We start from the raw sequence: 25977 nt of genomic DNA, 5'->3' as shown, positions 1-25977 counted from the left end.
CAAACCGTCGCTGCGGACGGATCCCCAATTGGTATCTGCCCCTCCGTTGGCGTACGACGCATGAACGGAATCTCGGCCGAGCGCCTCGAGATGGACGCGGCGTCCCTGTCGACGATCGATCTGGAATCCACCGTCCAACGCGTCAACGGAACCCGGTTACACGTCGTCGCCGCCGGCGACGAAGCCGACCCGCTGGTCGTCTTGCTCCACGGGTTTCCCGAGTTCTGGTACGGCTGGCGACACCAGATCGAACCGCTGGTCGACGCCGGGTATCGGGTACTCGTCCCGGACCAGCGCGGGTACAACCTGAGCGAAAAGCCGGACGGCGTCCGTTCGTATCGGACTCGCGAGTGCTCGCGAGATATCGCCGAACTGATCGCGACCGCGGGTCAGGACGAGGCACACGTCGTCGGCCACGACTGGGGCGGTGCGGTCGCCTGGGATCTCGCACTGCGCCACCCCGGGGTGATCGACCGACTCGCGATCGTCAACGCACCCCACCCGGTCGTCTATCGTCACCACCTGCTCTCGAATCCCGATCAGTTGCGCCGCAGCTGGTACGCGTTCTGTTTTCAGCTGCCGCGGCTCCCCGAATTCGCGTGCCGGGTTGGCGACTTTCGCTTGCTCGAGCGGGCGCTCCGGGAGACCGCCCCATCGGGGACGTTCACCGACCTCGAACTCACGCGCTATCGACGGGCCTGGCGGAAAGACGGGGCGCTCACGGGCATGCTCAACTGGTATCGGGCGGCCGCACGCTATCCGCCGTCGCTGCCTCGAGAGCGGATCGACGTGCCGACGCTGATCGTCTGGGGCGAGGCGGACACGGCGCTCGCGACGGAACTGGCGATCGACGCCGACCAGTACTGTAAAAACAGCCGGCTCGAACTCCTCCCGGAGACGAGCCACTGGGTCCAGCACGAACGGCCCGCGCGGCTAGCGGAACTCCTGTGCGACCACTTCTAACGCTACTCCCGCCAGATGACGGTCACGACCTCCGCATCCAGTTCGACGGTCTCGTAGACGTAGCCGCGATCCTCGAGTTTCGGATAGAGGAACTGCGGGGCGCGATCGTTGCGCTGGACGAGCACCGTCTCGTCGGGGCCCTCGGCGAGCGTCTCGAGGGTCCGTGCGAGCGGTTCGGGCGGGCCGAGCGAGCGCACGTCGAGGATCTCTCGCGGCCGGTCGGTCGGTGCGTCGGTGCGGTCGAGTACGGTGTCGGCTGACTGCATACGTACCGGTTCGGGCCGTCGCTACCTCGGTTTCGTCCCGTACGTGTTCGGCTGCGGAGAAAGAAGGGTAACGCAGGTGGTCGGATGGTGCAGGAGTGCAGATGGTTGGTCGTCCGGTATGGTCCGAACGGTCCCAAACCGGTGCTACCGAGTCTCGCTATGCGTCCCCCTTCGGAAACCGGGCGACGAACTCGTCGGCGGCGACCCGTTCGACCTCGTAGTCGTCGGCGTCGAACTGGTCGACTTCGGCCTGAAACTCGTAGAACAACGGCTTGGGCTCGTGGTCGTTGACGATCGTCAGCGTCTCGCCGGGCGCGAGGTCGTCGAAGGCGTCGTGGATGGTCGGATGGCGGTCAACCGGTGGGATGTCCCTGACGTCGAGTCGTGTCATGCAGGTGGATCTGGGGTGTGTGGTTGCAAGGGTGTTCGTCCGAACGTGTTCGTTCCGGTCCGGAATTCGCTACGCGTGCTCGATATGGACGTTCCAGACGTCCTCACGCTGTTCGCTTTCGTACGTGAACCCGCGTGCCTCGAGGACCTCGTAGAGCGGTTTTGGCTCGAACGGGGCGATCAGTCGGAGTCGCTCGTCGGACTCGAGATTCTCGAGTGCGGCCATGATGTCGTCGAACGGTGGGCCGTCGATGTCGCGAACGTCGAGGATCGATGCCGCCGAGTTGGGGTCGGTTGCCATGTTCGATAGTTCGGACGCAGACGGGTGGCATTTCGGGCGAACGTGTTCGACGGACGGGGCTCTTCCCACCGGCTGGGAACCGCCGCGAAGATATTCGACTGTGGGGTGTATACTGTCGACCGTGCTATGGCTCAGGCGACACTCACCATCACGATGCCGGAACAGGTCTGGATTCAACAGCTCTCGACGGCGTATCCCGAGGCCACGTTTCGGGTACTGGCGGCCGTCCCCGGATCGGACAGCGGATTCGCGCTCGTCCGAATCGCCGGTCCGAACGTGGCCGACGTCGTCGAGGACATGCGCGACCACGCCCAGATCACCGAACTGTCTCTCGCGCAGTGGAGCGACAACGAGGTAACCGTTCATTTCGAGACGACGGCGCCGCTACTGCTGTTCTCCTCTCGTGAATCGGGGATGCCGATCGAGCTCCCCGTCGAAATCAACGACGGCGAGGCGACGATCGAAGTGACCGGCTCCCGAGATCGGCTCGCCCAGCTCGCCGAACAGCTCGAGCAGTTCGGCCTCCAGTACCGGATCGAACACGTTCGCGAGCGCCTCCACGAGAGCCAGTTGCTTTCGGAACGACAGCTCGAGGTAGTCGCCGCAGCTGTCGAGGAGGGCTACTACGACACCCCGCGACGCTGTTCGCTGACGGAGCTCGCGGGGCACCTCGATATCGCGAAATCGACCTGTAGCGAGACGCTCCACCGGGCTGAGGAGGCGATTATCAAGCGGTTTGTCGAGGATCTCCCCGGCCTCGACGAGACGGACTCGCTCGAAGATCAACTCGCGAGTAGCTGATCCGTCGGACCGCGGTCGCGATGCCGGAACGGGAACGCCGTCGCATCTGCCTGTGCCTCGGGGAAAATCATCTCCGCGCCGTCGAATCCGTTGACACCGCCCGCCCGGAGTTCGTACTCGTCGTTTTCTGGCGCGAGGTCGAGACGGCCTTCGAGAACGTGGCAACCGATCTGTCGAGCGGGACGTTGCTGTTCCGTTCTTTTTGCACTGCCTAGCCCTGAGTGGTGAGACGAATCGGCTGGCCGCTGATGGCTCGCGATACGGATCGACGAACCGGACGAGAAACTCCACTCGAGTTCACCATCTTCCCCCATTCAACCTATTTGAAGCTTGGGTTAGTGCAGACGAATCAACACCAGCTAATACAGGTATTGGCTACTATAATTCCTTATATATTCACGAACATATTCGCGTCGATTCTCACGCCATGGAAATCGGGTCTATACTTCAACGTCATCTAGTTATGAGTCCGGGGTAGAGGATCCACATATGACCGTATTTAACTGCGTGTCGGCGTGTAATTACTTTGCATCGACAGGATTCTCGTCCGGAGGTGTTCGCTCAGAATGAGCACGGACGATGAATCATTCCACCCACTCGGTCAAGAGTGGGAGACCGAACTCGAGGGGATGCTCGACGAGACCGAGTACGACAGCGATCTCGGGATGCAGATGGCCCAGGACGCAATGCGGGTCACCAAGGGCGAGCTCTCCGAGGCCGAGTTCCACGAGAAGTACCACGACGACGTGATGGAGGAGTTCGACGTCGACGACCGCCCGACCAAGGAAGCCTACGAACAGGCCCAGGAAGAACAGAAGGGTACCGCGACTCGAATGCTCGAGGCGTTCGACGGCGAGGGCGAAGAGACCCGCCGTGACACGATGAAGAAGATGGGTCTCGGTGCGGCGGCCGTCGGATTCGGCGCGTGGGGCGTCACCGACGACGGTCCCGAGATGAACCTCGGGGCTGCCCAAGAGGGCGACGAGGACGGCGACGGCGACGACGGCACACAGCTCGGGATGGTTCTCGACCTCGAGCGCTGTGACGGCTGTCTCTCCTGTGTCACTGCCTGTTCCGAGGAGAACCAGCTCGATCAGGGCGTCAACTGGATGTACATCCTCGACTACGAGGAGCCCGGCGAAGACGGCGGTCGGAGCCGAAACCGTCTCATTCGACCGTGTCAGCACTGCACCGACGCGCCCTGTGAGAAAGTCTGTCCGACGACGGCCCGTCACACTCGTGACAAGGACGGCCTCGTGCTGACCGATTACGACGTCTGTATCGGCTGTCGCTACTGTCAGGTCGCCTGTCCGTACGGCGTCAACTACTTCCAGTGGGACGAACCGGACGTCTCGACGGACGAAATCGAAGAGATGCACAGCGACATGGACGGCGATCACATGACCAGCGACGAGGATCGCTGGGTCGACAGTCGCGCCCCGCGAGGGACGATGAGCAAGTGTACCATGTGTCCGACCCGGCAGGACGGACATATGGGCGATGAGATGGTCGGAACAACGGCCTGTGAGGAGGCCTGTCCGCCGGATGCGATCAACTTCGGCGACATGAACGATCCCGACAGCAGACCGCGGCAGTACCTTTCGAACGTCGTTCAGTCCCGTGCCGAGCACATGATCGCCGACGAGAGTCCCAACCGAGAGGACGTCGAGGAGGCGTACGCGTTCCTCGACGGCGAGATCGAACTGCTCGACATGCAGTACCTCGACGGCGACTGGGACCGAAGCGAGATCGAGGGCGTCATGTATCTCAACGACGAGATCGAGACGGCCGATCTCGAGTACCTGATCGACGCCGAAGAGTACGACAGCACCGAGGAGGCCGAAGAGGCCGCCGCCGAAGCGCTCCGAGAGGTCGTCATTGCCGTCCTCGAGAACGAGTTCGAGGTCGGAGACGATGACGACGACGAACTCTCGGAAGACGACCTCGAGACGCTCGTCGATGCCATCCTCGGCGACGCGTCCGAAGACGATGTCGACTCCGACGACTTCGAGCGTGCAACCGACGCACTCGACGCCGTCATTACGTCCTCCGAGGAGAGTATTCAGGACGTCGTCGACCGTTACGAATCCCGCGAGATCACGCCGGCGGAAGTCGAAGAGTCGCTGCTGATCCTTCGGGAAGAAGAAGAGGAACCGTGGGTGTCCGAGGCGGGTATCACCGACGAAGATACCGCACAGCAGGTCATCGAGAGTTACGCCGGCGACGAATCGTCGACGTTCAAGCTCCTCGAGGATATGGGCACGAACCCGAACGTCACGTACATCGGCAACGAGCCCGGACCGAGTGCAGAGCAGGTCGACGGCCCCGTCGCGTACGAGCAGGTCGGCCTGACGGACAACCGCAAGGAGGTCCTCGACGAGAGTACCGTCGGTGACACCGGGATGGACCTCGGAGGCTGGTAACGATGAGTACCAAAACACCAACCGAAGCCGACATCCTCCGTCCGGTCAACAACCTCTCCAAGAAGTACCTCGCGCTGTTCGGTGCCGCCGGACTGGCGTTCGGCGCATTCCTCGTCGCCTGGATGTACCAGCTGTACGTGGGCATGTCGGTCACCGGCCTCTCCGACTGGGGGAGCGGTGGCGGCGTGACCTGGGGACTGTACATCGGCGCGTTCATCTGGTGGGTCGGGATCGCTCACGGAGGGATCATCCTCTCGGCAGCCGTCCGCCTGCTCGGAATGGACCGCTATATGCCGGTCGCTCGACTGGCGGAACTGCTGACGATCGCCGGCCTCTCCGCCGCCGGTTTCTACATTCTGGTCCACATGGGCCGTCCGGACCGAATGGTCACGAGCGTGCTGGGCCACTACCACATCACGGTCAACAACTCGCCGCTGGTGTGGGACGTAACCGTCATCACGGCCTACTTCGTGCTGACGGCGACCTACCTCGCCCTGACGCTCCGTTACGACATCACGCGTCTGCGTGACGACCTCCCGAACTACCTCGAGCCGATCTATAAGGTCTTGACCCTCGGTTACACCGAGGAAGAAGACCAGATCGTCGAGCGGATGGTCTGGTGGCTCGCACTCGCGATCATCATCATGGCACCGCTTCTGCTTCACGGCGGTGTGATTCCGTGGCTGTTCGCGGTGCTCCCCGGCATGCCGGCCTGGTTCAGCGCCGTGCAGGGGCCACAGTTCCTGACCATCGCACTGACGTCTGCGATCAGTGGCGTGATCATCGTCGCCTACGCCTTCCGGCGTGCCTACGACTGGGATCACATCATGACCGACGACGTCTTCCGCGGACTCCTGCTGTGGCTCGGATTCTTCTGTCTGCTCTTCCTCTGGCTCCAGCTCCAGCAGAACGTCGTCGGCCTGTTCGCCGCGCCGGTGAGTACGGAGGTCGCACAGGAAGCGACCATCACGCATCCGATCTACATCACCGCGATGGCGCTCGTCTTCGGGACGCTCGCGTACATCTTCGCGCAGACGATCCGCCCGTCGCTGTTTACCAAGACGCGAGCGATCGTCGCCGCGCTGGCAGTGCTGTTCGCGACGCTGATCGAGAAGCTGATCTTCGTCGTCGAAGGCTTCCTGCACCCCGAGTTCGAGATCTATGCGGCGACGCCCGGTGAGTACTTCCCGAGCGCGATCGAGTTGCTCTCGCTGGTCGGCACGATCGGGATGGTCGTCTTGATCTTCCTCATCGTCTCCAAGGTCGTTCCGGTGGTCGAACTCCACGCAGTCGAACACATGCGAGGCGACCACGGACACGGCCACGAACACGAGGGTCACGAAGACCCCGATGAAGCTGCAACCAAACAGGAGGTGAACGCATGAGCCTTACACTCTCGGCCGCCGAAGCGGTCATGTATCACGGCTACAGCGGTACCGAAGGCGTGACCGGATTCCCTAACATCGGGACCTACCTCATCTTCGGGGTCGTGCTGGTGCCGATCTATATCATGGTCATTTCGTGGTTCACCGGGAAGCCCGGCGACACGAAGACGAGCATGCTCGGCGTCTCCTATCTCGTCGGTATCACGGCGCAGATGTGGATCGGGATGTTCATCCTGACCGTGATTATCGGTCTCATCTTCTTCGGCGGACTGCCGGAACCGCTCGGTTCGGCCGGCCCGTCCAACGACTCGCCGATCTTCACGGTGTTGAACACGTACTTCCTGTAAGTCACTCGGATATCCGGCGATCCGCCGGCGCACCGATTTTCGTTGCGCTATTTTTAAAATTCGAAAGCGGCGTCACCGGTCGTTGAGGGGACTGTCTATATGCATGTGGGGTGGTAACTTTTGACTTGGTAAACCTGCACAGTCAGGGAAAACCACGACCCACCCGGATCGCAAACGTTTCGTATGACCCTTACCGAGACGCTGGCCATGGTCCTCTATCACGGGTACGAGGGGACGGACGGCTGGACCGGATTCCCGAACGACGGGACCTACCTCATCTTCGGCGTCATCCTGTTTCCGATCTATACCATGATCATCGCGTGGTTTACCGGCACTCCACGGGACACGAAGACGGGACTGCTCGGCGTCAGCTATCTCGTCGGGATCGCGACGACCATGTGGGTCTCGATGCTTATCATGACGCTGCTGATCGGAGCCATCTTCTACGGTGGACTTCCGGGAACCTGACTGAACCGCGTCGATTACGCGGCCCCGCAGTTCGACCGCCGCTTCGCCTCGAGTCGCCGCAGTCGCCGGGTTCGAACGCCGAACCATCACACGTATCCCGTTCCGACACCTTAGGCCCACTAACGTCCATCACCCACTATGAGTATTACAGAACACGAACTCAAGATCGAACTCGAGGGGATCGAGGACCCGGACATCGGCGAGGATATCGTCTCGCTCGGACTCGTCAACGACGTCACCATCGAGGACGAAACGGCCCGGATCTCGCTCGCGTTGAACGCGCCGTATGCGCCCTCGGAGATGGAACTCGGGAATCGAATCCGCGACGTCTGTAGCGAGGCTGGCCTCGAGACCGACCTGCGAGCACACGTCGGATCCGAACACGGGTTCGACGAGGAAGTGCTGCCGCGGGTTCGTAACGTCATCGCCGTCTCCTCCGGGAAGGGTGGGGTCGGCAAGACGACGATCGCCGCGAACATCGCGGCCGGACTCGAGAAGCGCGGGGCCATGGTCGGACTGCTCGACGCGGACATTCACGGGCCGAACATCCCCCGCATCCTGCCGGTCGAGAGCGAACCCGGCGTCACCCCGAGCGAGGATATCGTCCCGCCCCGTTCGGACGGCGTTCGAGTCATCAGCATGGGTCTCATGATGGAAGACGAGGACGACCCCGCGATTCTTCGGGGGCCGATGGTCAACAAGTTCATGCTGAAGTTCTTGGAGGGCGTCGAGTGGGGTCGCCTCGATTACCTCATCGTCGACCTCCCGCCGGGAACGGGCGACGCGACGCTGAACCTGCTGCAGTCGATGCCCGTGACCGGCTCGGTCGTCGTCACGACGCCACAGGAGATGGCCCTCGACGACACCCGAAAGGGGATTCAGATGTTCAACAAACACGACACGCCGGTGCTGGGCGTCGTCGAAAACATGAGTTCGTTCGTCTGTCCGACCTGTGACGACGAACACGGCCTGTTCGGCACCGAAGGCGCACAGACGATCGTCGACAAGTACGACGTGCCGCTCCTCGGTGAAATCCCGCTCCACCCGGACTTCGGTGCCGATGGCAGCGAGGGGGCGCTGGTCAAGGACAACTCGAGTCCGGTTCAGGGTACCGTCGAGGACCTCGTCGCCGAAGTCTCGGATCGTATCGGCGAGATCAATCGTCGGACGGTCGCCGAAAACGTCGGCGGCGGCGAGCCTGACAACGCGTTGCCGACGGAAACCGAGGACTGACACGGGTACCGCCACTGGCGGGGCGCTATCGGCGCTGGCTCGGCGTGACTGGGGCTCGAGTTCAGGTCAGTACGACCGTCGACAAGACGACAAGCGGTTATCCGGTTTCCGGGCCCTCTTCGACTTCCCACTCGAGCGTCACCGTTATTTCCTCTCGAGGTCCGCCGAGCATGGGGGACCGTTCTTGTACTTCGATGCCGTAATCGAGTTCCGGCGACGGCGAGAGCGTCAGCATCTTGTTCCCGACGCGGATCTCGGCGGTCCCGCCGCTTCGTAGTTCCTGTGCGAGTTCCTGTACCAGGTCCGCTGCCTCTTCTCGCGAGACCGTGTCCTCGTTTTTGGTGGTTTCTCCCATGGGGAAACGGCCACCGAGTGAACATAAATAGGTTGGCTACGAATCGGCAGGCAGGGCGGCGATCACGGGACTGCAGCGGTCGGTGTATCAGTTCTCGGGAACGTTTTCACGAACAGCGATGTGGCAGGCGACCCGCCGTCGAGCACCGCCGATCGTCAGTCTACCGGTGGCTTCGGTTCGTCTGCGAGCAACGAGCGAACGTACTTCGTGACGTGGTCGTCGATCCGCCGTTTGTAGTCGGCCTGTCTGGCGAGACGGTCGAGTTCGCGAGCGACGAGGCTCCCGTACTGGACGGCCTTTTTGTTTCGGTAGGCGATCTCCTCCGGGAGGTGATCGGCTGCGACGAGCCGAAGCGCTCGCTTTCGTTCCGTCTCGTCGGCCAGCAACGCGTCCGGCAGACGAAGCGCCGCGTCGACGACGGCGTCGTGTAACAGCGGCGCGACCGGTTCGAGCCCCGTCGCTTCGATCGCGTGGATATCCCGCGGAAGCTGCTCCGGTAACGTTTCGATCTGTCCGCGGACGGCACCGCGGGTCGTCTCGGCGTCGACGCGGTGGTCGAGGCGGACGACCTTCTCGTAGCCGCCGAACAGTTCGTCGGCACCCTGTCCGACCGCCAGCGCGTCGAAGCCGTCGGCCGCGACGCGTTCGCCGACCAGATACAGCGGGAGAGCGATCTGGACGTCCATCGCGTTCGTGCGGCCGGTCGCCCGGGCGACGTCGGGCACGGCGCGCTCGAGATCGGCCGGCTCGAGGTCGACGACCGTCAGGTCACGCCCCATCGCTTCGGCCGCCGTCCGAGCGGCCTCGACGTCGTGGCTGTCGGGGAAGCCGACGACGTACAGCGGCGCGTCCAGGAGTTCGGCGACCAGTGCGGAGTCGACGCCGCCCGAGAAGGCGACGGCGATGTCGCGGTCGTCGGCTCGAGCCGCGTCCGTCGCCGTCCGTATCGCACTCGAGAGACTCTCGAGAGCGGCGTCGTGGTCCGTTTCGGGCTCCGGTTCGGGAAGCGACCAGCGGCGTTCAGGATCGGCGTCGGGATCGGCGAGATCGAGCGCGGTCCCGGCCGGAAGCAGGGACGGCTGCTCGAGAGCGGCGGGCTCGAAGGCCCACGTCCACGTCGAAGCGGTATCGGCCATCGAATCGCGATCGGTGTCGACGTAAAGCGGCACCCGGCCGAGGACGTCACGAACGAGCGTGCCGTCGAGTTCGCCCCCGAAGCCGGCCGTTCCTGGCAGCGGATCGGCGCGTTCGACGGCTTCGCGGACGGTCTCTGGGTCGACACCGCGCAGCGTCATTGGAACAACCCCATGAGGCCGTTTCTGACGCGCCGCGAGACGCCGCCGGCGGCCTGTCGGAAACTGATCCTCCACGGCGTCCGTTTGCCTTCGACTGAGGTTCGGCCCTCGCGGATGGCCTCGAGAATCGCGTCGGCGCTACGTTGTTCGGCGTCGACGCGGGTGACCGCCTGACCGACCATCTCGCTGATGTGGGCATCGCTACCGGCGGTCATCGGCAGGCCGCGAGACTTGGCGAACCGTTCGGCTTGCCGGTTCGCCCGCCCGGTGAGCAGCCGCGAGTTGTAGACCTCGATCGCGTCGCCCTCGGCGAGTTCCTCGCGGGAAATGCGGGCCATGACGCCGTGTCGCGACTCCTGAAACGGGTGCGGAATCACCGCCAGTCCACCCTGTTCGTGGATCGCCTCGAGCGTCGACTCGTAGGAGAGACCGGGCGGCACCGCTTCCTCGAGCCCGAACCCGAGGATGTGGCCGGCCTTGCTCGAGATTTCCATGGCTGGGATGCCGACCAGCCCGTACTCAGGGGCGCGTTCGGCGGCCGCGAGACTCGCGTCGATTTCGTCGTGGTCGGTCACCGCGATCGCGTCCAGCCCGACGGCTTCGGCCTGTTCGAGGATCAGTTCGACCGAGTCACGGCCGTCGTAGGACAGCGACGAGTGAGCGTGGAGTTCAACCGACAGCACGTGTATGTCTCATGGTTCGTGTGGACCGATCAAAAGCGCCCCGGTCCGCGTCACACGCCCTGAATCTCGCCGGGTCGGTGCGAGTCACCCCTCGGTATCGAGTTCGACCATCTCGAGCGAGCGGTTCAGGTGACACACCTCGTGGGGCGGGTCGCCGAGGATGTCCCGAATGCGGTACTCCTCGTCGAACTCGACGGCGTCGGGTTCGCAGTACTCGTGGCTCGGACACTCGACGTACGGACAGGGGCCGGAGAGACTCGCCTTGCTGCCGGCGAACGCGCCCTTCGAGGGGATGTTCGCGCGAACGGTGACGGGTTCGACCTCGACGGCGCGAACGCCGCCGTCGTGCATAGCACAGTCGAGCGTCTGGGCGTTCTCGCGAACGGACGTGATGCGGTACTTGGTGTCGGTCGAGAGGTTGAGACACTGGCTCCGGTAGGGACAGCCGGCGCAAGCGTCGGCCTCGCCGTGGTAGACGAACTCGGTTCCCGGTTCGGCGAGCCGGGATCCGACGAGCGTAACGGTCGACATGGATCTACGTAATTTCCGACGGCGGTTAAGGCTCACGTACGGCTGGCCGTCCCCGGCAGTGACAGCAATCACCAGCCCAGCGTCGCCACGCCGGGGACCCGGTAATCCGGGATCAGTCGTCCGATCCGGTCAGTTCGTCCAGTCGGTCGAAGTACGTCTCGCGGGGAACCTGATAGAGCCCGCGGTAGTCGACCTCGCCGTCGTCGAACGCCCGAGCGAGTTCGAGCGCGAACTCGAGCGCGTCGGTCCGCGTCGAAAACCGTTCGGTGTCCGCCGAAACGTCGGGCTCGAGATAGAGGGTGACGTACCAGCTGTCGTCGGAATTGGTCGGATTGGTCCCGGGCCGGCGCGTTCGCTTGCCGTGTGTCAGATACAGGGTCGGAAGACAGGCGGCCGGAAAATCGTCGGCGTTGAAGACGTCCGGTCGGTAGGCGAGGACGAGCCGGCCGTCCTCGCCGTCGCTCCAGACGGTCCAATCGTCCGGGAGTGACGAGTACTCCGACTCGGGTCCGCCGTCGACGTCCGAATTCGTCATGGACACCTTTGGCGAGCCGACCCTAATACGGTTTACTGTAGTCAATGACCGCCGATCACCGAACCCGTCCCTGGTGATCGGCGGTGAATGGTTACAGCAATCCGTATAAATCCTCGTCGTCGTCGGTCGGTCAGTAGCTATTGCCTTTGGGCCGTCGCCGTCCGACGCTCGAGGCTGGACGCTCGTGGTGTCGCCGTCCGAACTGCGTCCCGAACGCGCGCGAGGTCACCCGGTGTTTGCAGGCCGCCGATTTATGCCATAGACGGTCCAATGTGAGGTGTGATACCGATTATCAGTCTACAATACTGGTAGTATTTTCCTGTAATTAGGTCCTGACAAATACCTTTTGGGGCCAAAGCTAAGTACTTGGATTACTCACTCATTAAATACTATCGGTATCCGTTCGCCGGACCGATCCACTCAGCGCCCGTCCCCGGCGCACCGTTGTCCGAGCCCGATACGGAGGTCTCGCGCAACGTCGAGTGGTAATCGATCACACATGGCACGACAGACAGCCGCCCGCCGCCGTTCGGTACGCGTTGTGAGCTACCTGCCCGAGGAGCCTGCCGAGGGCGACAGCGCCGGCTGTCTGTCAGGTGATGCGGCTCGACGGATTCCGACGGTTCGGCCGCGAGAGGCCATCGTTGGTCGAACGACGTCCGCTCCGAAGACGTCCCACCTGCGGGGCGATGTAGACGGGGGAAACCGAAACTGGCAATGATACTATGACCGGTGACATCGAGACACTCGAGAAGCTCAGCACGGATTACAAAGAATCGATGCCCGCGGACCTGCGGGAAACCAAATCCTTCGACTGGTACCTAGAGGAGTGCTACGAGGACCCGAAGATCACCCGTAACGCACATCAGCGGGTCGCCGACATGTTCGACCACTACGGAACGACCTACGACGAGACCGAAGGCGTGGTCGAGTACCAGATCGCGAGCGAAGATCCGCTGGGCGACGGCGAGAACACCTTTTACGGAAAGGTGATTCACCAGTCGATCCACGAGTTCGTGAACAAGGTTAAATCGGGTGCTCGACGCCTCGGTCCCGAGCGACGGATCAAGCTCCTGCTCGGCCCCGTCGGCTCCGGAAAGTCCCATTTCGACAAACAGGTCCGCAAATATTTCGAGGACTACACGCTCCGCGACGACGGACGGATGTACACCTTCCGCTGGACCAACCTCTGTGACGTCATCCAGGACCAGGACCCGGCCGACGACACCGTCCGGTCCCCGATGAACCAGGACCCGCTCGTGCTTCTCCCCCTAGAGCAACGCCAGCGCGTGATCGACGACCTGAACGAACGGCTGGACGCGCCGTACACCATCCAGAACGAACAGGCGCTCGATCCCGAAAGCGAGTTCTACATGGACAAGCTGCTGGCCTACTACGACGACGACCTCCAGCAGGTCCTCGAGAATCACGTCGAGATCGTCCGCTTCGTCGCCGACGAGAACAAACGCCAAGGTCTGGAAACCTTCGAGCCAAAGGACAAGAAGAACCAGGACGAGACCGAACTCACGGGGGACGTCAACTACTCGAAGATCGCTATCTACGGCGAGAGCGACCCGCGCGCGTTCGACTACTCGGGGGCATTCTGTAATGCTAACCGCGGGATCTTCTCCGGCGAGGAACTGCTCAAACTCCAGCGGGAGTTCCTTTACGACTTCCTGCACGCGACCCAGGAGCAGACGATCAAGCCCAAGAACAATCCGCGGATCGACATCGATCAGGTGATCGTGGGTCGGACCAACATGCCCGAGTACAAGGACAAGAAGGGCGACGAGAAGATGGAGGCCTTTAACGACCGCACCAAGCGGATCGACTTCCCGTACGTGCTCTCCTACGAGGACGAGGCCCAGATCTACGAGAAGATGCTGAACAACGCTGACGTCCCCGACATCAACGTCGAGCCACACACCCTCGAGATGGCGGGGCTGTTCGGCGTGCTGACCCGGATCGAAGAACCAGACACCGAGACGGTCGACCTCCTCTCGAAGACCAAGGCCTACAACGGCGAGATCGACGAGGGCGACGACATCGACGTCAAGAAGCTCCGCGAGGAGGCCGAACAGAAGGCGGAGATCGGCGAAGGGATGGTCGGTGTCTCGCCCCGCTTTATTGGCGACGAGATCGCCGAAGCCATCATGGACTCCAAACACCGCCAGCGCGGGTTCCTCTCGCCGCTGACGGTGTTCAACTTCTTCGAGGAGAACTTAGAACACCACGGCTCGATTCCGGAGGACAACTTCGAGAAGTACTACCGCTACCTCGAGACGGTCCGCGAGGAGTACAAGGAACGCGCCATCGAGGACGTCCGCCACGCGCTGGCCTACGACATCGACGAGATCCAGCGCCAGGGCGAGAAGTACATGGACCACGTGATGGCCTACATCGACGACGACACCATCGAGGACGAACTGACTGGACGGGAGCAAGAACCAGACGAGACGTTCCTGCGTTCGGTCGAGGAGAAACTCGACATTCCGGAGGACCGCAAGGAAGACTTCCGCCAGGAGGTCTCGAACTGGGTCTCCCGCCGCGCACGCGAAGGTGAAGCGTTCAATCCGCAGGACAACGAGCGCCTGCGCCGCGCCCTCGAGCGCAAACTCTGGGAGGACAAGAAACACAACATCAACTTCTCCGCGCTCGTGTCGGCCAACGAGTTCGACGACGACGAGCGTTCCTCGTGGATCGACGCGCTGATGGAACAGGGCTACTCCGAAGGCGGCGCGAAGGAAGTGCTCGAGTTCGCCGGTGCGGAGGTCGCCAAGACCGAAATGGAAGACTAACATGACTGGCAACGACTACGTCACCGAGGCCGACCGCGAACTCGAGGAGACCTACGAAGCGCCGATGAGCCTCGCGGCGTACGTCGATCGGATCTTCGAGAATCCGACGATCGCCTCCCACGCCTCGAAGTACCTGCTCGAAGCGATCGAGGCCGCCGGCACGCGGGCCGTGGTCGAAGAGGGCGAGGAGAAGGAGCGCTACCGGTTCTTCGACGATCCGTACAACGACGGCGAGCATGCCATCCTGGGGAACACGGAGGTCCTGAACGGGTTCGTCGACGACCTCCGATCGATCGCGTCGGGTCGAGCGAAAGACGAGAAGATCATCTGGTTCGAGGGACCCACGGCGACCGGCAAGTCGGAGCTCAAACGCTGTCTGGTCAACGGACTGCGCGAGTACTCCAAGACGCCCGAGGGTCGTCGATACACGGTCGAGTGGAACGTGACGACCGCCGAATCCGGCGAGCGCGGGCTCAGCTACGGAACCGATTCGAGCGCCACGGACGACCAGCACTGGTACGAAAGTCCCGTGCAGGTCCATCCGCTGTCGGTCTTTCCCGAAGACGTCCGCGAGCGGATCCTCGCGGACCTCAACGACGAACTCGACGATCACGTCCCCGTCCGAGTCGACGCGGAACTCGATCCGTTCTCCCGGGAGGCCTATAACTTCCTCGAGGAGCGATACCGTCGGGAGGGCGAGGACGCGCTGTTCTCGGCGATCACCGACGACGACCATCTCCGGGTGAAAAACTACGTCGTCGACGTCGGCCAGGGCGTCGGCGTCCTCCACTCGGAGGACGACGGCCCGCCGAAAGAACGGCTCGTCGGCTCGTGGATGCACGGGATGCTTCAGGAACTGGACTCACGCGGGCGAAAGAACCCGCAGGCGTTCTCCTACGACGGGGTCCTCTCTCAGGGCAACAGCGCCCTGACCATCGTCGAGGACGCGGCCCAGCACGCGGACCTTCTCCAGAAGCTGCTGAACGTTCCCGACGAACAGTCCGTCAAACTGGACAAAGGGATCGGGATGGACGTCGACTCCCAGATGCTGATCATCTCGAACCCCGACCTCGAGGCCCAGCTGAACCAGCACTCCGACCGGAACGGGATGGATCCGCTGAAGGCGCTCAAACGCCGACTCGACAAACACCAGTTCGGCTACCTGACGAACCTGAGCCTCGAAAGCGAGCTGATCCGCCGCGAGTTGACCAACGAGACGTCGGTCTGGGAGGCCGAGAGCTACGACGAACTCGAGGAGCGGATCCGCGAACCGGTAACGGTAACGATCAAAGACCAGGACGAAGCGGCGCGAACGCAGGAGTTCGCCCCCCACGCCATCGAGGCGGCCGCGTTGTACGCCGTCGTCACCCGGTTAGACGAGGAAAATCTTCCGAACGGGCTCGACCTGGTCGACAAAGCGCTGATCTTCGACCAGGGCTACTTACAGGAAGGCGATACGCGCCAGGAGAAAGACGAATTCGACTTCGACGGCGAGGCCCACGACGGCGAACACGGCATTCCCGTCACCTACACGCGGGATACGCTCGCCGAACTCCTCCAGACGGAACTGGACCGCCACCATGCCGAATTGCCGGTCGAAGACGTCGTGATGCCGCGTGACGTGTTGAACACGATGGCCGAAGGGCTCGCGGACGCACCGGTCTTCTCGGCGGGTGAGCGTTCCGAGTTCGAAAACCGGATCGTTCCCGTGAAAAATTACATCTTCGACCAGCAGGAGTCCGACGTCATCGAGGCGATCATGCACGACAAACGCGTCGACGAGGAGACCGTCGCCGAGTACGTCGAACACGTCTACGCCTGGGAGACCGAGGAGCCGCTGTACAACGACCGCGGCGAGCGCGTTGAGCCGGACCCGCTGAAGATGAAGCTCTTCGAAATCGAACACCTCGGTCGGTTCTCCGAGAGCGACTACGAGAGCAACCTCCCCAGAGAGCGGGTTCAGAACTTCCGCCGTGAGAAGGTCATCACGTCGCTGAACCGCCACGCCTGGGAACACCGAGACGAGGACTTCTCGGTCGAAGACGTCGATCTGACCGCGATTCCGGTCATCAAGAGCGTCCTCGAGAGCCACGACTGGGACGACGTCAGGCGGACGTTCGAGGACTTCGACCCTCGCCAGTGGGACGACCCGCCGAGCGAGACCGAGACGGCGACGGTCAAAGAAAACACGATCGACACGATGGTCACCCTCTTCGACTACTCGGAGGCGTCGGCCGAGCTAACCAGCAGACACGTTATGGGACAGGTGAGTTACAGATGGGACTGAGAGACGACCTCGAACGATTCCGCGAAGTGGGCGAACAGCGCCGCGAGGATCTGGCCGACTTCATTCAGTACGGCGACCTCGGCGGCGGCGGTCCGGGACAGATTCAGATCCCGGTGAAAATCGTCTCGCTGCCGGAGTTCGAGTACGACCAGCGCGACCAGGGCGGCGTCGGACAGGGCGACGGCGACACGCCCGACGTCGGACAGCCGGTCGGCCAGCCACAGCCCCAGCCGGGCGACGGCGACGGTGACGAAGACGGCGAACCCGGCGAGGAGGGCGGCGAACACGAGTACTACGAGATGGATCCCGAGGAGTTCGCCGAAGAGCTCGACGAGGAGCTCGGACTCGACCTGGATCCCAAGGGCAAGAAAGTCGTCGAGGAGAAGGAAGGGCCGTTCACGGACCTCACCAGAACCGGCCCCAACAGCACGCTCGACTTCGAGCGGATGTTCAAGGAGGGGCTCAAGCGCAAGCTCGCGATGGACTTCGACGAGGAGTTCCTGCGGGAACTGTGCAAGGTCGAGGACATCGAGCCCCGCGACGTCTTCGAGTGGGCTCGCGGCGAGAGCCTCCCCGTGTCGATGGCCTGGATCGAAGAGGCCTACGACGACATTCCCGACGAGGAGTATGGCACGTGGGACTCGATCGAAGCGGTCGAGGAAAACGTCGAACGCGAGAGCGTCCAGCAGAAGATTCGCCGCGAGGGGATCCAGCACGTTCCCTTCCGCCGCGAAGACGAGCGCTACCGGCATCCCGAGATCATCGAGGAGAAAGAGAAGAACGTCGTCGTCGTCAACATCCGCGACGTTTCGGGCTCGATGCGCGAGAAGAAACGCGAACTCGTCGAGCGGACCTTCACGCCGCTGGACTGGTATCTCCAGGGCAAGTACGACAACGCCGAGTTCATCTACATCGCCCACGACGCCGACGCCTGGGAGGTCGAGCGCGACGACTTCTTCGGCATCCGCAGCGGCGGCGGCACCAAAATCTCGAGCGCGTACGAACTCGCCGAGCAGTTGCTAGAGGAGTACCCCTGGAGCGACTGGAACCGGTACGTCTTCGCCGCGGGCGACTCCGAGAACTCGAGCAACGACACCGAAGAGCGAGTCATCCCGAAGATGGAGCAGATCCCCGCGAACCTCCACGCCTACGTCGAGACGCAACCGAGCGGCAACGCCATCAACGCGACCCACGCCGAGGAGCTCGAGCGTCACTTCGGGACCGACGCGGACGACGTCGCGGTGGCGTACGTCAACAACAAAAACGACGTGACCGACGCGATCTACGAGATTCTCTCCACGGAGAGTGAGACCGATGAGTAACGAAGCGAAGGCGGGTGATTTTCATGAGTAAACGAAACTCCAACGCGGACCGATTCCGCAAACAGGCGATCGCCAGTGATCTCGAGGAACCGGTCGACGAAGCCCGGAACCTCGCCCTGAAGCTAGGCCTCGACCCCTACGCGGTCAAGTACTGGATCATCGACTACGACGAGATGAACGAACTCATCGCCTACGGCGGGTTCCAAAGCCGCTACCCGCACTGGCGGTGGGGAATGCAGTACGATAAACAACAGAAGCAGGGTCAGTACGGCGGCGGGAAGGCCTTCGAGATCGTCAACAACGACAATCCGGCCCACGCCTTCCTCCAGGAGTCCAACACCATCGCCGACCAGAAGGCCGTCATCACCCACGTCGAGGCCCACTCCGACTTCTTCGCGAACAACGAGTGGTTCGGCCTCTTCACCAGCGGCCGCGCCGACGAAGAGCAGGTCAACGCTGCGGCAATGCTCGAGCGCCACGCGCGGGCGATTGACGAGTACATGTCAGACCCCGATATCGACCGGGCCGAGGTCGAGAAGTGGATCGATCACTGTCTCTCGCTGGAGGACAACATCGATCAGCACCAGGTGTTCCAGCGGCGACTGGACGTCGACGGACCGGCCGAGGAACTCGAGGACCTCGACGACGACCTCGCCGAGAAATTGGACGAACTCGGCCTCTCGGACGAAATCAAGGGCGAGGTCTTCGACGAGGAGTGGCTCGAGAAACTCGAGGAGAGCGACGAGGCGCTTACGTTCCCCGAAGAACCCCAGAAGGACGTTCTCGCGTTCGTCCGCGAACACGGCAAGCAGTACGACGACGAGGCGGGTCGGGCAGCCGAGATGGCGGAGTGGCAACGCGACATCCTCGATATGATGCGCGCGGAGGCCTACTACTTCGCCGCCCAGAAGATGACGAAGGTGATGAACGAGGGCTGGGCCGCCTACTGGGAGTCCACGATGATGACCGACGAGGCCTTCGCCGGCGACGACGAGTTCATGAACTACGCCGATCACATGGCGAAAGTCCTCGCGTCGGGCGGCCTCAATCCCTACAGCCTCGGCATGGAGCTGTGGGAGTACGTCGAGAACCGGACGAACCGCCGGGAAGTCCTCGAACAACTGCTGCGCGTCGAGGGCGTCTCGTGGCGCAACCTGATGGATGTCGTCGACTTCAACGACGTGCTCGAGACGCTCGAGCCGCCGGAAGCGATCGATACCATCGCGCCGGACACGCTCGATCAACTCGAGACGGTCCCCGACGAGTGGGTCGACCACGAGGCCCTCGAGCGGGCTCGCAACGGCGAGATCGATGTCGAGTCCTATCCATGGAAGGTCCTGACCTACGAGGGGCTCGCGCGGCGTCACTACTCGCTGGTCAAGCGCCAGCACCGCGGGTTCCTGACTCGGGTCAGCCAGAACGACCTCGAGCAGATCGGACGCTACCTCTTCGACGACGCGCGCTACGAGAGCGTCGAGGAGGCCCTCGCGGACGTGGACTTTGCCGCGGGTTGGGATCGCATGTACGACATCCGGGAGAACCACAACGACGTCACCTTCCTCGACGAGTTCCTCACGACGGAGTTCATCACGGAGAACAACTACTTCACCTACGAACACTCCCAGGCGACGGGGCAGTTCCACGTCGCGAGCGACATGGCCGAAGACGTCAAGAAGAAGCTGCTGTTGCAGTTTACCAACTTCGGGAAGCCGACGATCGCGGTCTACGACGGGAACTACAACAACGCCAACGAACTGCTGCTCGGCCACCAGTACAACGGCGTCATGCTCGATATCGGGCAGGCTCGCGAGACGCTCAAGCGGATCTTCGAGCTCTGGGGACGACCGGTGAACCTGCTGACGATCGTCAAAGAGATCGACGAGCACGATATCGAGGTCGCCAAGCGTCGCAACCGCGAGCCCGAACCCGAAGAACGCGGCAAACTGATCCGGTACGACGGCACCGAGGTGACGATCGACGACGTTCCGTGGGAGGAGGTCGAACACCTCTCGGCCGACGACATCGATTACGACACGAAACCGGACGAGTGGCTCGCCTGATACTTCTTTTCCCCAAGACGCTTCGCATAAAACTCTCGGAAGGCTTTTATCGGGGATTGCACATACTCGGGACGTTATGGACGGGGACGGGAATGGGGACCAGGCGATCAAACGGCGACGCGGAAACGGCGCTGCGTTCGATCTGCCGTCCGTCCTCGCACAACTCGATCGACAGGAGCCGACGGCCCAGCGGGCCGCCGTCGAAACGATTCGCGACACCCTCGACGACCACCCCGGCGCGTGTCTGCCGACCGTGCCGAAACTCCGTGCCCTGCTCGAGCAGGAGGTGGAGTTCCACGGATCGATCGCGTACTGTCTGGCGGAGCTCGCGATGGAATCGCCCGAAGACGTCGCTCCGTCGATCGACGAGATCGTCTCGTTTGCCGACGACCGCGCCCCACAGCCGGCCACCGCTGAGTTACTCCGCTGTCTCGCCGCCATCGCGGCGGAGCGACCGGACACCGTCGCCGAACACACCGCGACGATCGCCGGCGTGATCGACCGGCGATCCGACTACGATCGGTGGGGACTTCGCATCTTTCAACGGGTGTCGCGGGAACGGCCGGCCGCGATCGAGCCGGCCGTCCCGGTCCTTACCGACGCGCTGGCCGCGAACCCGGGCACGAACGGCGTTTCGGTCCTCTCGACGCTGGGTCGACTGGCTCGAGCGGAGACGTCCCTGCCCTCCCTCGAGTTCGTCGACCGGGCGGTCGATCTCGTCGAGCACGACGACGCCTCGCTCCGCAACAACGCCCTCGGCTGTCTCGCCGACGTGGCGCGTCACGCGCCGTCGGCCGTTGAACCGGCCCGACCCGAGCTCGCGGCCGCACTCGAGCATGCCGATCCGGACACGCGGGCCAACGCCGCGGTCGCGATCGCTCGGGTGGCCGCGGGAACCGGTGCCGAATTCGACGCTGCGGACGGTCCGTTGCTCGCGCTACTGACGGACGATCACGACCGCGTCCGAGCGAACGCGTGCGTGGCGGTCGCCCACGGCGAACTCGAGGCGGCGACGGATCGACTCGCGGCACTCGCGAACAGGGATCCGGATCCGGACGTGCGCGAACGGGCGGAGTGGGCGCTGGAGCGATTGTCGTAACCTGAATCCGTCGTCGCGATCGGTGGCCGTCGAATCGTCGCCGATTCCCGCGATGGGAATATCGTCCCAACTGGAACTGTTTACACGCCGATCGCGCTCGCTCACGGGTCGGTCACTCCCCGTCTATTCGCGGCGGCGTGGCGCCGTTCGCACGGTTCGCGGGATCGGTGATCCCGCGCTATTCGCGTCTCCGCGGTTCTCGCGTCCTCGAACCGCGCCCCCGTCGTGCGATCGGGTGTGCACTGAGTTCCAGTGGCTACTAGAGGTGACCGCAAAACAGTGGTGGCTGGCGCTCGTCGCACTCGGTATGACGCAGTCGACGTTCACCGTTGAAACCGACTCGCGGTTGACGACCGTCGACGTGACCGATCGGATCGCCGCGGCCGTCCCGGACGGCCTCGAGTCCGGAACGGCGACGGCGTTCGTTCAACATACGACGGCCGGACTCGCGGTACAGGAGGACGAGCCGCGGTTGCGCGGCGACCTCGAGTCGTTCCTTCGCGATCTCGTGCCGGACGAGGGACACGCTCACGATCAACTGGACGGAAATGCGGACTCACACCTTCGCGCGGCGCTGATCGGTCCCGACGTAACGATCCCGATCGCGGACGGCGAACTCGCACTCGGCACGTGGCAATCCGTCTTTCTCGTCGAGTGTGACGGGCCGCGAACGCGGACGGTCGTGGTGACGGTTGCCGGGGAGTAGCCCGCGACGGTGCCCTACAGCGGCGGTCTCAGACGCGGATCGGTCGGTCCGCCGAAACGCAGTCGACGCCGCGCAGTTCGAGGAGTTTCGCCGTTAGTCGCCGCTCGAGGGACCACGCGTGTATCTCGAGATCGACGGCCCCCGCACGCGGGACGAGACCGGTCGTCAGGCAGCGCCAGTAGTTCGCACCGATGACGTCGCAGTCGAGTTCGACCGCGGTCGTGACCGGCGTCTCGAGGTGGCGACTGACCAGCAGTCCGGTCGGTTGGTCGGGGTCGAGTTCTCGAATCGTCCGCAGTTCCGGTAGTAGAAAGGAGGTCGTGACCACGCGGTTCTCGAGTCCCTCGAGGGCCTCGAGGACGTCCGCGGCGATTCCTTCTGCCTTCATTTCGAGGTTGACTTCGACGGTTGGTGGGAGGGCCTCCAGCAGTTCCTCGAGCGTCGGCACTCGCTCGCCGGAGTCGAGGACGGTCATCGTCCGTAGTTCGGAGAGATCCGTGTCGGCGACTGCGCCGACACCGTCGGTCACCCGGTCGATCGTCTCGTCGTGAATGACGACGAGTTCTCCCGACCCGCAGCGACGAACGTCGAATTCGACGGCGTCTGCGTAGTCGGCTGCGGATCGAACGGCCGCGATCGTGTTTTCCGGAGCCGTCGCGGCGAAGCCTCGATGGGCGATCAAACGCATTCGGTCGTACAAGGGCGTCGAGTGGCTTTAGTGATACGCCGGGACTCGGCGAGCGAGGCGGGACCGTCGTGGCGGCGAGACAGTCAGGAAGAGCCGTCTGTCAAGCTCGCCGAATCGAACCGAATATCTTCACGGAACGATCCGCAGTCACGCGGTTTGGCAAGCAAACGAACGGGGAGTTCCAAAGCACTTAGCAAGTACCGTTAAACAGCTACCGGATATAGACGAACATGATTACAGTATCCAATGTCTCTCTTCCAAGCACGACTTTTCAGTCGTACGTGGTGACCATTCATGACTTCCCGACTCGAGGAGCCGATCGAAATTCTCCTGGTGGAAGATAACCCGGGCGACGTTCGGCTCACGGAAGAAGCGTTCAAGGAACTCCCCTCGGAGACGACGATCCACGTCGCCACCGACGGCGACGAGGCGCTGGAGTTCCTTTCAGGGAAGCGCAGCGACGACGCTTCCGCTTCCCTTCCTGATCTCGTACTCCTGGATCTGAATCTCCCTCGAATGGGCGGCCTCGAGTTTCTCGACACGATCCAGGACGATCCGAAACTCACACGCATGCCGGTCCTCGTGTTGACGAGTTCCAACGCTATAGAGGACGTTCTCGAGAGCTACGAGCTCGCGGCGAACGCCTACCTTACCAAGCCGACCGACCCCGACGAGTACGCGTCGATGGTCGAAGCGGTCGCGGACTTCTGGTTCCAGCGGGCCGCACTGCCGCCGATGCCGTCGTGAGTCAGAGGCTCTGTTGACGGAGCTGTGCGACGCTGGCACTGACGGTACCGTTGACACTGACGGCGACGGCCATTGCCACCCCGAACTTGATGCGTCAGGCCGTCCCAGCGTACGGTATGTCACCGCCGACCGAGTTCGACGTCGACTTCGATGGAGCCGTCACCGTAATCACCGGCGCAAGCGGCGCGCTCGGGAGCGCCGCGGTCGATCGATTCAGGGCCGCCGGTGCGACCGTCTGTGCCGTCGACGTCGTCGCCCCCGACGACGAAGACAGCTTGCTCGAGCCCGATTCGGACACCCACTTCTACGAGGCAGATCTGACGGACGAAGCCGACGTCGAGCGGCTCGTCTCTTCGATCGTCGACGACCACGGTCGGATCGACCACTTGTGTAACGTCGCCGGCACCTGGCGCGGCGGCGATCCCGTCGAGGAGACCGACCTCGCGGAGTTCGAGCTCCTGATGGATATTAACTTGAAGACGGCGTTTCTGGCCTCGAAACACGCGCTGTCGCACTTACGGGAAACCGAGGGCGCGATCGTCAGCGTGAGCGCTCGCTCGTCGCTCGAGGGCGGCGAGGGTGACGGCCCCTACCGGATCACGAAGGCGGGGATCCGACTGCTGACGGAGACGCTCGCCGAGGAAAACCGGGGGACCGTCCGCGCGAACTGCGTGATGCCGAGCGTGATCGACACGCCGATGAACCGAGAGCTGATGCCCGACTCGGATCACGACTCGTGGGTCGACCCCGCCGAGATCGCGGACGTGATGACCTTTCTCTGTAGCGACGGCGCGGCGGTAACGAGCGGCGCTGCCGTGCCGGTCTACGGCGAGGCGTAGGAACCGCGAAAAGCAAACGTCGGCGGTTACAGGTTTTCGTCGATCCAGCCCGCGAAGTCGTCGGTCAGGAACTCGACGTAGTCGACGACGCCCAGGTACAGGGAAACGACGAGCACGAGGAGGACCGGAACGCGAATCGCCCAGATCCAGGCCGCGCCGAGACCGCCGAGATCGCCGATCCCCTTCTCGAGTTCCTGGACGGCGAGCTTCGGCGTGATCCAGCCGACGAGGATCACCAGCAGGAGTGCACCGAGAATCAGCAAGACGCCATCCGCGAAGCCGTCGAGCAGGTCGAGGAAGATCAGGTCGTAGGTGACCGGGACGCCGAGCAGGTAGATGATGCCGCCCATGCCGAGTGCGGCCTTCCATCGTTCGACTCCCTTCTCGTCAATGACGTAGGCCGTCACGACCTCGAGCAGCGAAATCGCACTCGAGAGCGCGGCGATGGCGACGGTGCCGAAGAAGAGGAGACCGAGCAGATGGCCGCCCCCGATGGTCGCGAACGCGTCGGTCATCGAGATGAAGATTGCACCGGCACCACCGTCGCCCGGTTCGGTGATACCCGCCGAGAAGAATACCGGGAAGACGACGAGCCCGGTCAGGAACGCGATTCCAGTGTCGAAGCCGATGATCGTGACGCCGTCTTTGGTCAGATTACGGTCTTCGCCGAGGTAGGAGGCGTAGGTGATCATCACACCCATCCCGAGCGACAGTGTGAAGAACGCCTGTCCGGCGGCCGCGGGAAGCAGTTCCGCCCAGTTGTCGACGATGACGCCGAACTCCGGCGAGAGATAGTACGAGTAGCCGGCTCCGGCGTCGGGGAGCGTAAACGCCCAGACGGCCATGCCGACGAGCAGGACGATGATCGCCGGGACCATCACTTTCACCGCGAGTTCGATCCCGCGTCGGATGCCGAGTGCGACGACGCCGATCGTCAACACCATAAAGAGCGTGTGGAAGAAGAACGCATCGAGACCGGTCGACAATTCACCGAACATGATGGCTGCCGTCGGCTCCCCGGCCTCGGCTGCGATGTCCTCGTAACCCGCGAGGTGGCTCGCGTAGCTTCCGCGAAAGCCCTCGAGGAAGTAGCGAATGAACCAGCCCGCGACGACGCTGTAGAACGAGAGGATGACGAATCCGGTGACGATGAAGATCGCACCGACGTACTTCCATGCGTCACCACCCAACTCGAGCAGCGCACCGACGGGGTTTCGTTCAGTTCTGCGACCGACGACGAACTCGACCAGAATTGCCGGAAACCCGATCAGTGCGACGAACAGCAGATAGACGAGGAGAAATGCCGCTCCCCCGCCTTCGCCCGTGACGAACGGAAATCGCCAGATATTGCCAAGCCCGACTGCGCTCCCCACTGCAGCCAGGATGAACCCTGTCCTCGTAGCCCATGTTTCACGTTGTACCATGGCTTGGAAAAATTCCCCCTATTCTAAATAT

General features: G+C 63.0%; 27 protein-coding genes. 16 read left to right on the top strand and 11 right to left on the bottom strand.

Features of this window, described 5'->3' with window-relative positions:
• The first annotated feature begins 60 nt into the window (after positions 1-60).
• Positions 61-963, top strand: a complete 903-nt coding sequence (locus tag GS429_RS20105; RefSeq protein WP_160067536.1) for an alpha/beta fold hydrolase — start codon at positions 61-63, stop codon at positions 961-963.
• A gap of 2 nt (positions 964-965) precedes the next feature.
• On the opposite strand, the gene GS429_RS20100 is transcribed toward GS429_RS20105, so the two are convergent.
• The 3 genes from GS429_RS20100 to GS429_RS20090 form a co-directional block, all read right to left on the bottom strand.
• Positions 966-1229: a DUF2249 domain-containing protein gene (locus GS429_RS20100; RefSeq protein WP_160067534.1), complete on the bottom strand. Its 264-nt coding sequence runs from the start codon at positions 1227-1229 to the stop codon at positions 966-968.
• Positions 1230-1386: 157 nt separating this feature from the next.
• On the bottom strand, positions 1387-1620 hold the full coding sequence (locus GS429_RS20095) for a DUF2249 domain-containing protein (RefSeq protein ID WP_160067532.1): 234 nt from the start codon (positions 1618-1620) through the stop codon (positions 1387-1389).
• 69 nt (positions 1621-1689) lie between these two features.
• Complete coding sequence (locus GS429_RS20090) at positions 1690-1920, bottom strand: DUF2249 domain-containing protein (RefSeq protein ID WP_160067530.1); 231 nt, start codon at positions 1918-1920, stop codon at positions 1690-1692.
• Between the two features lie 126 nt (positions 1921-2046).
• Between GS429_RS20090 and GS429_RS20085 the strand changes: the two genes are divergently transcribed.
• Entirely contained in the window at positions 2047-2721 is a 675-nt protein-coding gene (locus GS429_RS20085) for a helix-turn-helix domain-containing protein (RefSeq protein WP_160067528.1), read from the top strand.
• On the opposite strand, the gene GS429_RS20080 is transcribed toward GS429_RS20085, so the two are convergent.
• The gene (locus GS429_RS20080; RefSeq protein ID WP_160067526.1) at positions 2703-3035 is read right to left on the bottom strand and encodes a hypothetical protein; all 333 of its coding nucleotides are present in this window, start codon (positions 3033-3035) and stop codon (positions 2703-2705) included. The two genes, GS429_RS20085 and GS429_RS20080, sit on opposite strands and share 19 nt — an antisense overlap.
• Positions 3036-3287: 252 nt before the next feature.
• Between GS429_RS20080 and GS429_RS20075 the strand changes: the two genes are divergently transcribed.
• The 5 genes from GS429_RS20075 to GS429_RS20055 all read left to right on the top strand — a co-directional run bounded on the left by GS429_RS20075 (position 3288) and on the right by GS429_RS20055 (position 8577).
• Positions 3288-5144 (top strand): 4Fe-4S ferredoxin N-terminal domain-containing protein, encoded by a 1857-nt coding sequence (locus GS429_RS20075; RefSeq protein WP_160067524.1) that lies wholly within the window; start codon positions 3288-3290, stop codon positions 5142-5144.
• Positions 5145-5146: 2 nt separating this feature from the next.
• Positions 5147-6529, top strand: coding sequence for an NrfD/PsrC family molybdoenzyme membrane anchor subunit (gene nrfD / locus GS429_RS20070; protein ID WP_160067522.1), 1383 nt, complete (start codon positions 5147-5149; stop codon positions 6527-6529).
• Positions 6526-6876 carry a hypothetical protein gene (locus GS429_RS20065; RefSeq protein ID WP_160067520.1) on the top strand — a complete coding sequence of 117 codons (351 nt, stop codon included), beginning with the start codon at positions 6526-6528 and terminating at the stop codon, positions 6874-6876. Before nrfD ends, GS429_RS20065 begins: the two co-directional genes overlap by 4 nt.
• A 183-nt stretch (positions 6877-7059) precedes the next feature.
• Complete coding sequence (locus tag GS429_RS20060; protein WP_160067518.1) at positions 7060-7344, top strand: hypothetical protein; 285 nt, start codon at positions 7060-7062, stop codon at positions 7342-7344.
• A gap of 138 nt (positions 7345-7482) precedes the next feature.
• Complete coding sequence (locus GS429_RS20055) at positions 7483-8577, top strand: Mrp/NBP35 family ATP-binding protein (protein WP_160067516.1); 1095 nt, start codon at positions 7483-7485, stop codon at positions 8575-8577.
• Between the two features lie 97 nt (positions 8578-8674).
• On the opposite strand, the gene GS429_RS20050 is transcribed toward GS429_RS20055, so the two are convergent.
• The 5 genes from GS429_RS20050 to GS429_RS20030 form a co-directional block, all read right to left on the bottom strand.
• Entirely contained in the window at positions 8675-8932 is a 258-nt protein-coding gene (locus GS429_RS20050) for an amphi-Trp domain-containing protein (RefSeq protein WP_160067514.1), read from the bottom strand.
• A 155-nt stretch (positions 8933-9087) separates the two neighbouring features.
• Positions 9088-10227, bottom strand: coding sequence for an asparagine synthase C-terminal domain-containing protein (locus GS429_RS20045; protein ID WP_160067512.1), 1140 nt, complete (start codon positions 10225-10227; stop codon positions 9088-9090).
• Entirely contained in the window at positions 10224-10910 is a 687-nt protein-coding gene (locus tag GS429_RS20040; RefSeq protein WP_328821510.1) for a PHP domain-containing protein, read from the bottom strand. The genes GS429_RS20045 and GS429_RS20040 overlap by 4 nt, the downstream gene beginning before the upstream one ends.
• Positions 10911-10994: 84 nt before the next feature.
• The gene (locus tag GS429_RS20035) at positions 10995-11441 is read right to left on the bottom strand and encodes a UPF0179 family protein (RefSeq protein WP_160067510.1); all 447 of its coding nucleotides are present in this window, start codon (positions 11439-11441) and stop codon (positions 10995-10997) included.
• 112 nt (positions 11442-11553) lie between these two features.
• Positions 11554-11976, bottom strand: a complete 423-nt coding sequence (locus GS429_RS20030; protein ID WP_160067508.1) for a DUF5820 family protein — start codon at positions 11974-11976, stop codon at positions 11554-11556.
• 499 nt (positions 11977-12475) lie between these two features.
• Here GS429_RS20030 and GS429_RS20025 point away from each other — a divergent pair, with 499 nt between their 5' ends.
• From GS429_RS20025 to GS429_RS19995, 7 genes are all read left to right on the top strand, one after another.
• A complete protein-coding gene (locus GS429_RS20025; protein ID WP_160067506.1) occupies positions 12476-12697 on the top strand; it encodes a hypothetical protein in 222 nt (73 codons plus the stop codon).
• Positions 12698-12701: 4 nt separating this feature from the next.
• On the top strand, positions 12702-14774 hold the full coding sequence (locus GS429_RS20020; protein ID WP_160067504.1) for a PrkA family serine protein kinase: 2073 nt from the start codon (positions 12702-12704) through the stop codon (positions 14772-14774).
• 1 nt (position 14775) lies between these two features.
• The gene (locus GS429_RS20015; RefSeq protein ID WP_160067502.1) at positions 14776-17061 is read left to right on the top strand and encodes a PrkA family serine protein kinase; all 2286 of its coding nucleotides are present in this window, start codon (positions 14776-14778) and stop codon (positions 17059-17061) included.
• Positions 17052-18383 (top strand): DUF444 family protein, encoded by a 1332-nt coding sequence (locus GS429_RS20010; RefSeq protein ID WP_160067500.1) that lies wholly within the window; start codon positions 17052-17054, stop codon positions 18381-18383. Before GS429_RS20015 ends, GS429_RS20010 begins: the two co-directional genes overlap by 10 nt.
• Before the next feature lie 23 nt (positions 18384-18406).
• Positions 18407-20443 (top strand): SpoVR family protein, encoded by a 2037-nt coding sequence (locus GS429_RS20005; protein ID WP_160067498.1) that lies wholly within the window; start codon positions 18407-18409, stop codon positions 20441-20443.
• 76 nt (positions 20444-20519) lie between these two features.
• A complete protein-coding gene (locus tag GS429_RS20000; protein ID WP_160067496.1) occupies positions 20520-21542 on the top strand; it encodes a HEAT repeat domain-containing protein in 1023 nt (340 codons plus the stop codon).
• A 307-nt stretch (positions 21543-21849) separates the two neighbouring features.
• Positions 21850-22248, top strand: a complete 399-nt coding sequence (locus tag GS429_RS19995; RefSeq protein ID WP_160067734.1) for a secondary thiamine-phosphate synthase enzyme YjbQ — start codon at positions 21850-21852, stop codon at positions 22246-22248.
• Between the two features lie 28 nt (positions 22249-22276).
• Here the strand turns inward: GS429_RS19995 and GS429_RS19990 are convergent, their stop codons facing one another.
• Complete coding sequence (locus tag GS429_RS19990) at positions 22277-22936, bottom strand: glycerophosphodiester phosphodiesterase (protein WP_160067494.1); 660 nt, start codon at positions 22934-22936, stop codon at positions 22277-22279.
• Between the two features lie 294 nt (positions 22937-23230).
• On the opposite strand from GS429_RS19990, the gene GS429_RS19985 reads away from it, so the two are divergent.
• Positions 23231-23683 (top strand): response regulator, encoded by a 453-nt coding sequence (locus GS429_RS19985; protein ID WP_160067492.1) that lies wholly within the window; start codon positions 23231-23233, stop codon positions 23681-23683.
• Between the two features lie 116 nt (positions 23684-23799).
• Positions 23800-24522 (top strand): SDR family oxidoreductase, encoded by a 723-nt coding sequence (locus tag GS429_RS19980; RefSeq protein WP_160067490.1) that lies wholly within the window; start codon positions 23800-23802, stop codon positions 24520-24522.
• A gap of 26 nt (positions 24523-24548) precedes the next feature.
• On the opposite strand, the gene GS429_RS19975 is transcribed toward GS429_RS19980, so the two are convergent.
• Positions 24549-25946 (bottom strand): sodium-dependent transporter, encoded by a 1398-nt coding sequence (locus tag GS429_RS19975; protein WP_160067488.1) that lies wholly within the window; start codon positions 25944-25946, stop codon positions 24549-24551.
• Between the last annotated feature and the right edge of the window lie 31 nt (positions 25947-25977).

Source organism: Natronorubrum halalkaliphilum (genome assembly GCF_009834785.1).
GTDB classification, from domain to species: domain Archaea; phylum Halobacteriota; class Halobacteria; order Halobacteriales; family Natrialbaceae; genus Natronorubrum; species Natronorubrum halalkaliphilum.
Note: the sequence above shows the minus strand (reverse complement) of the source record. Positions and strands in the feature narration are given on the sequence as shown.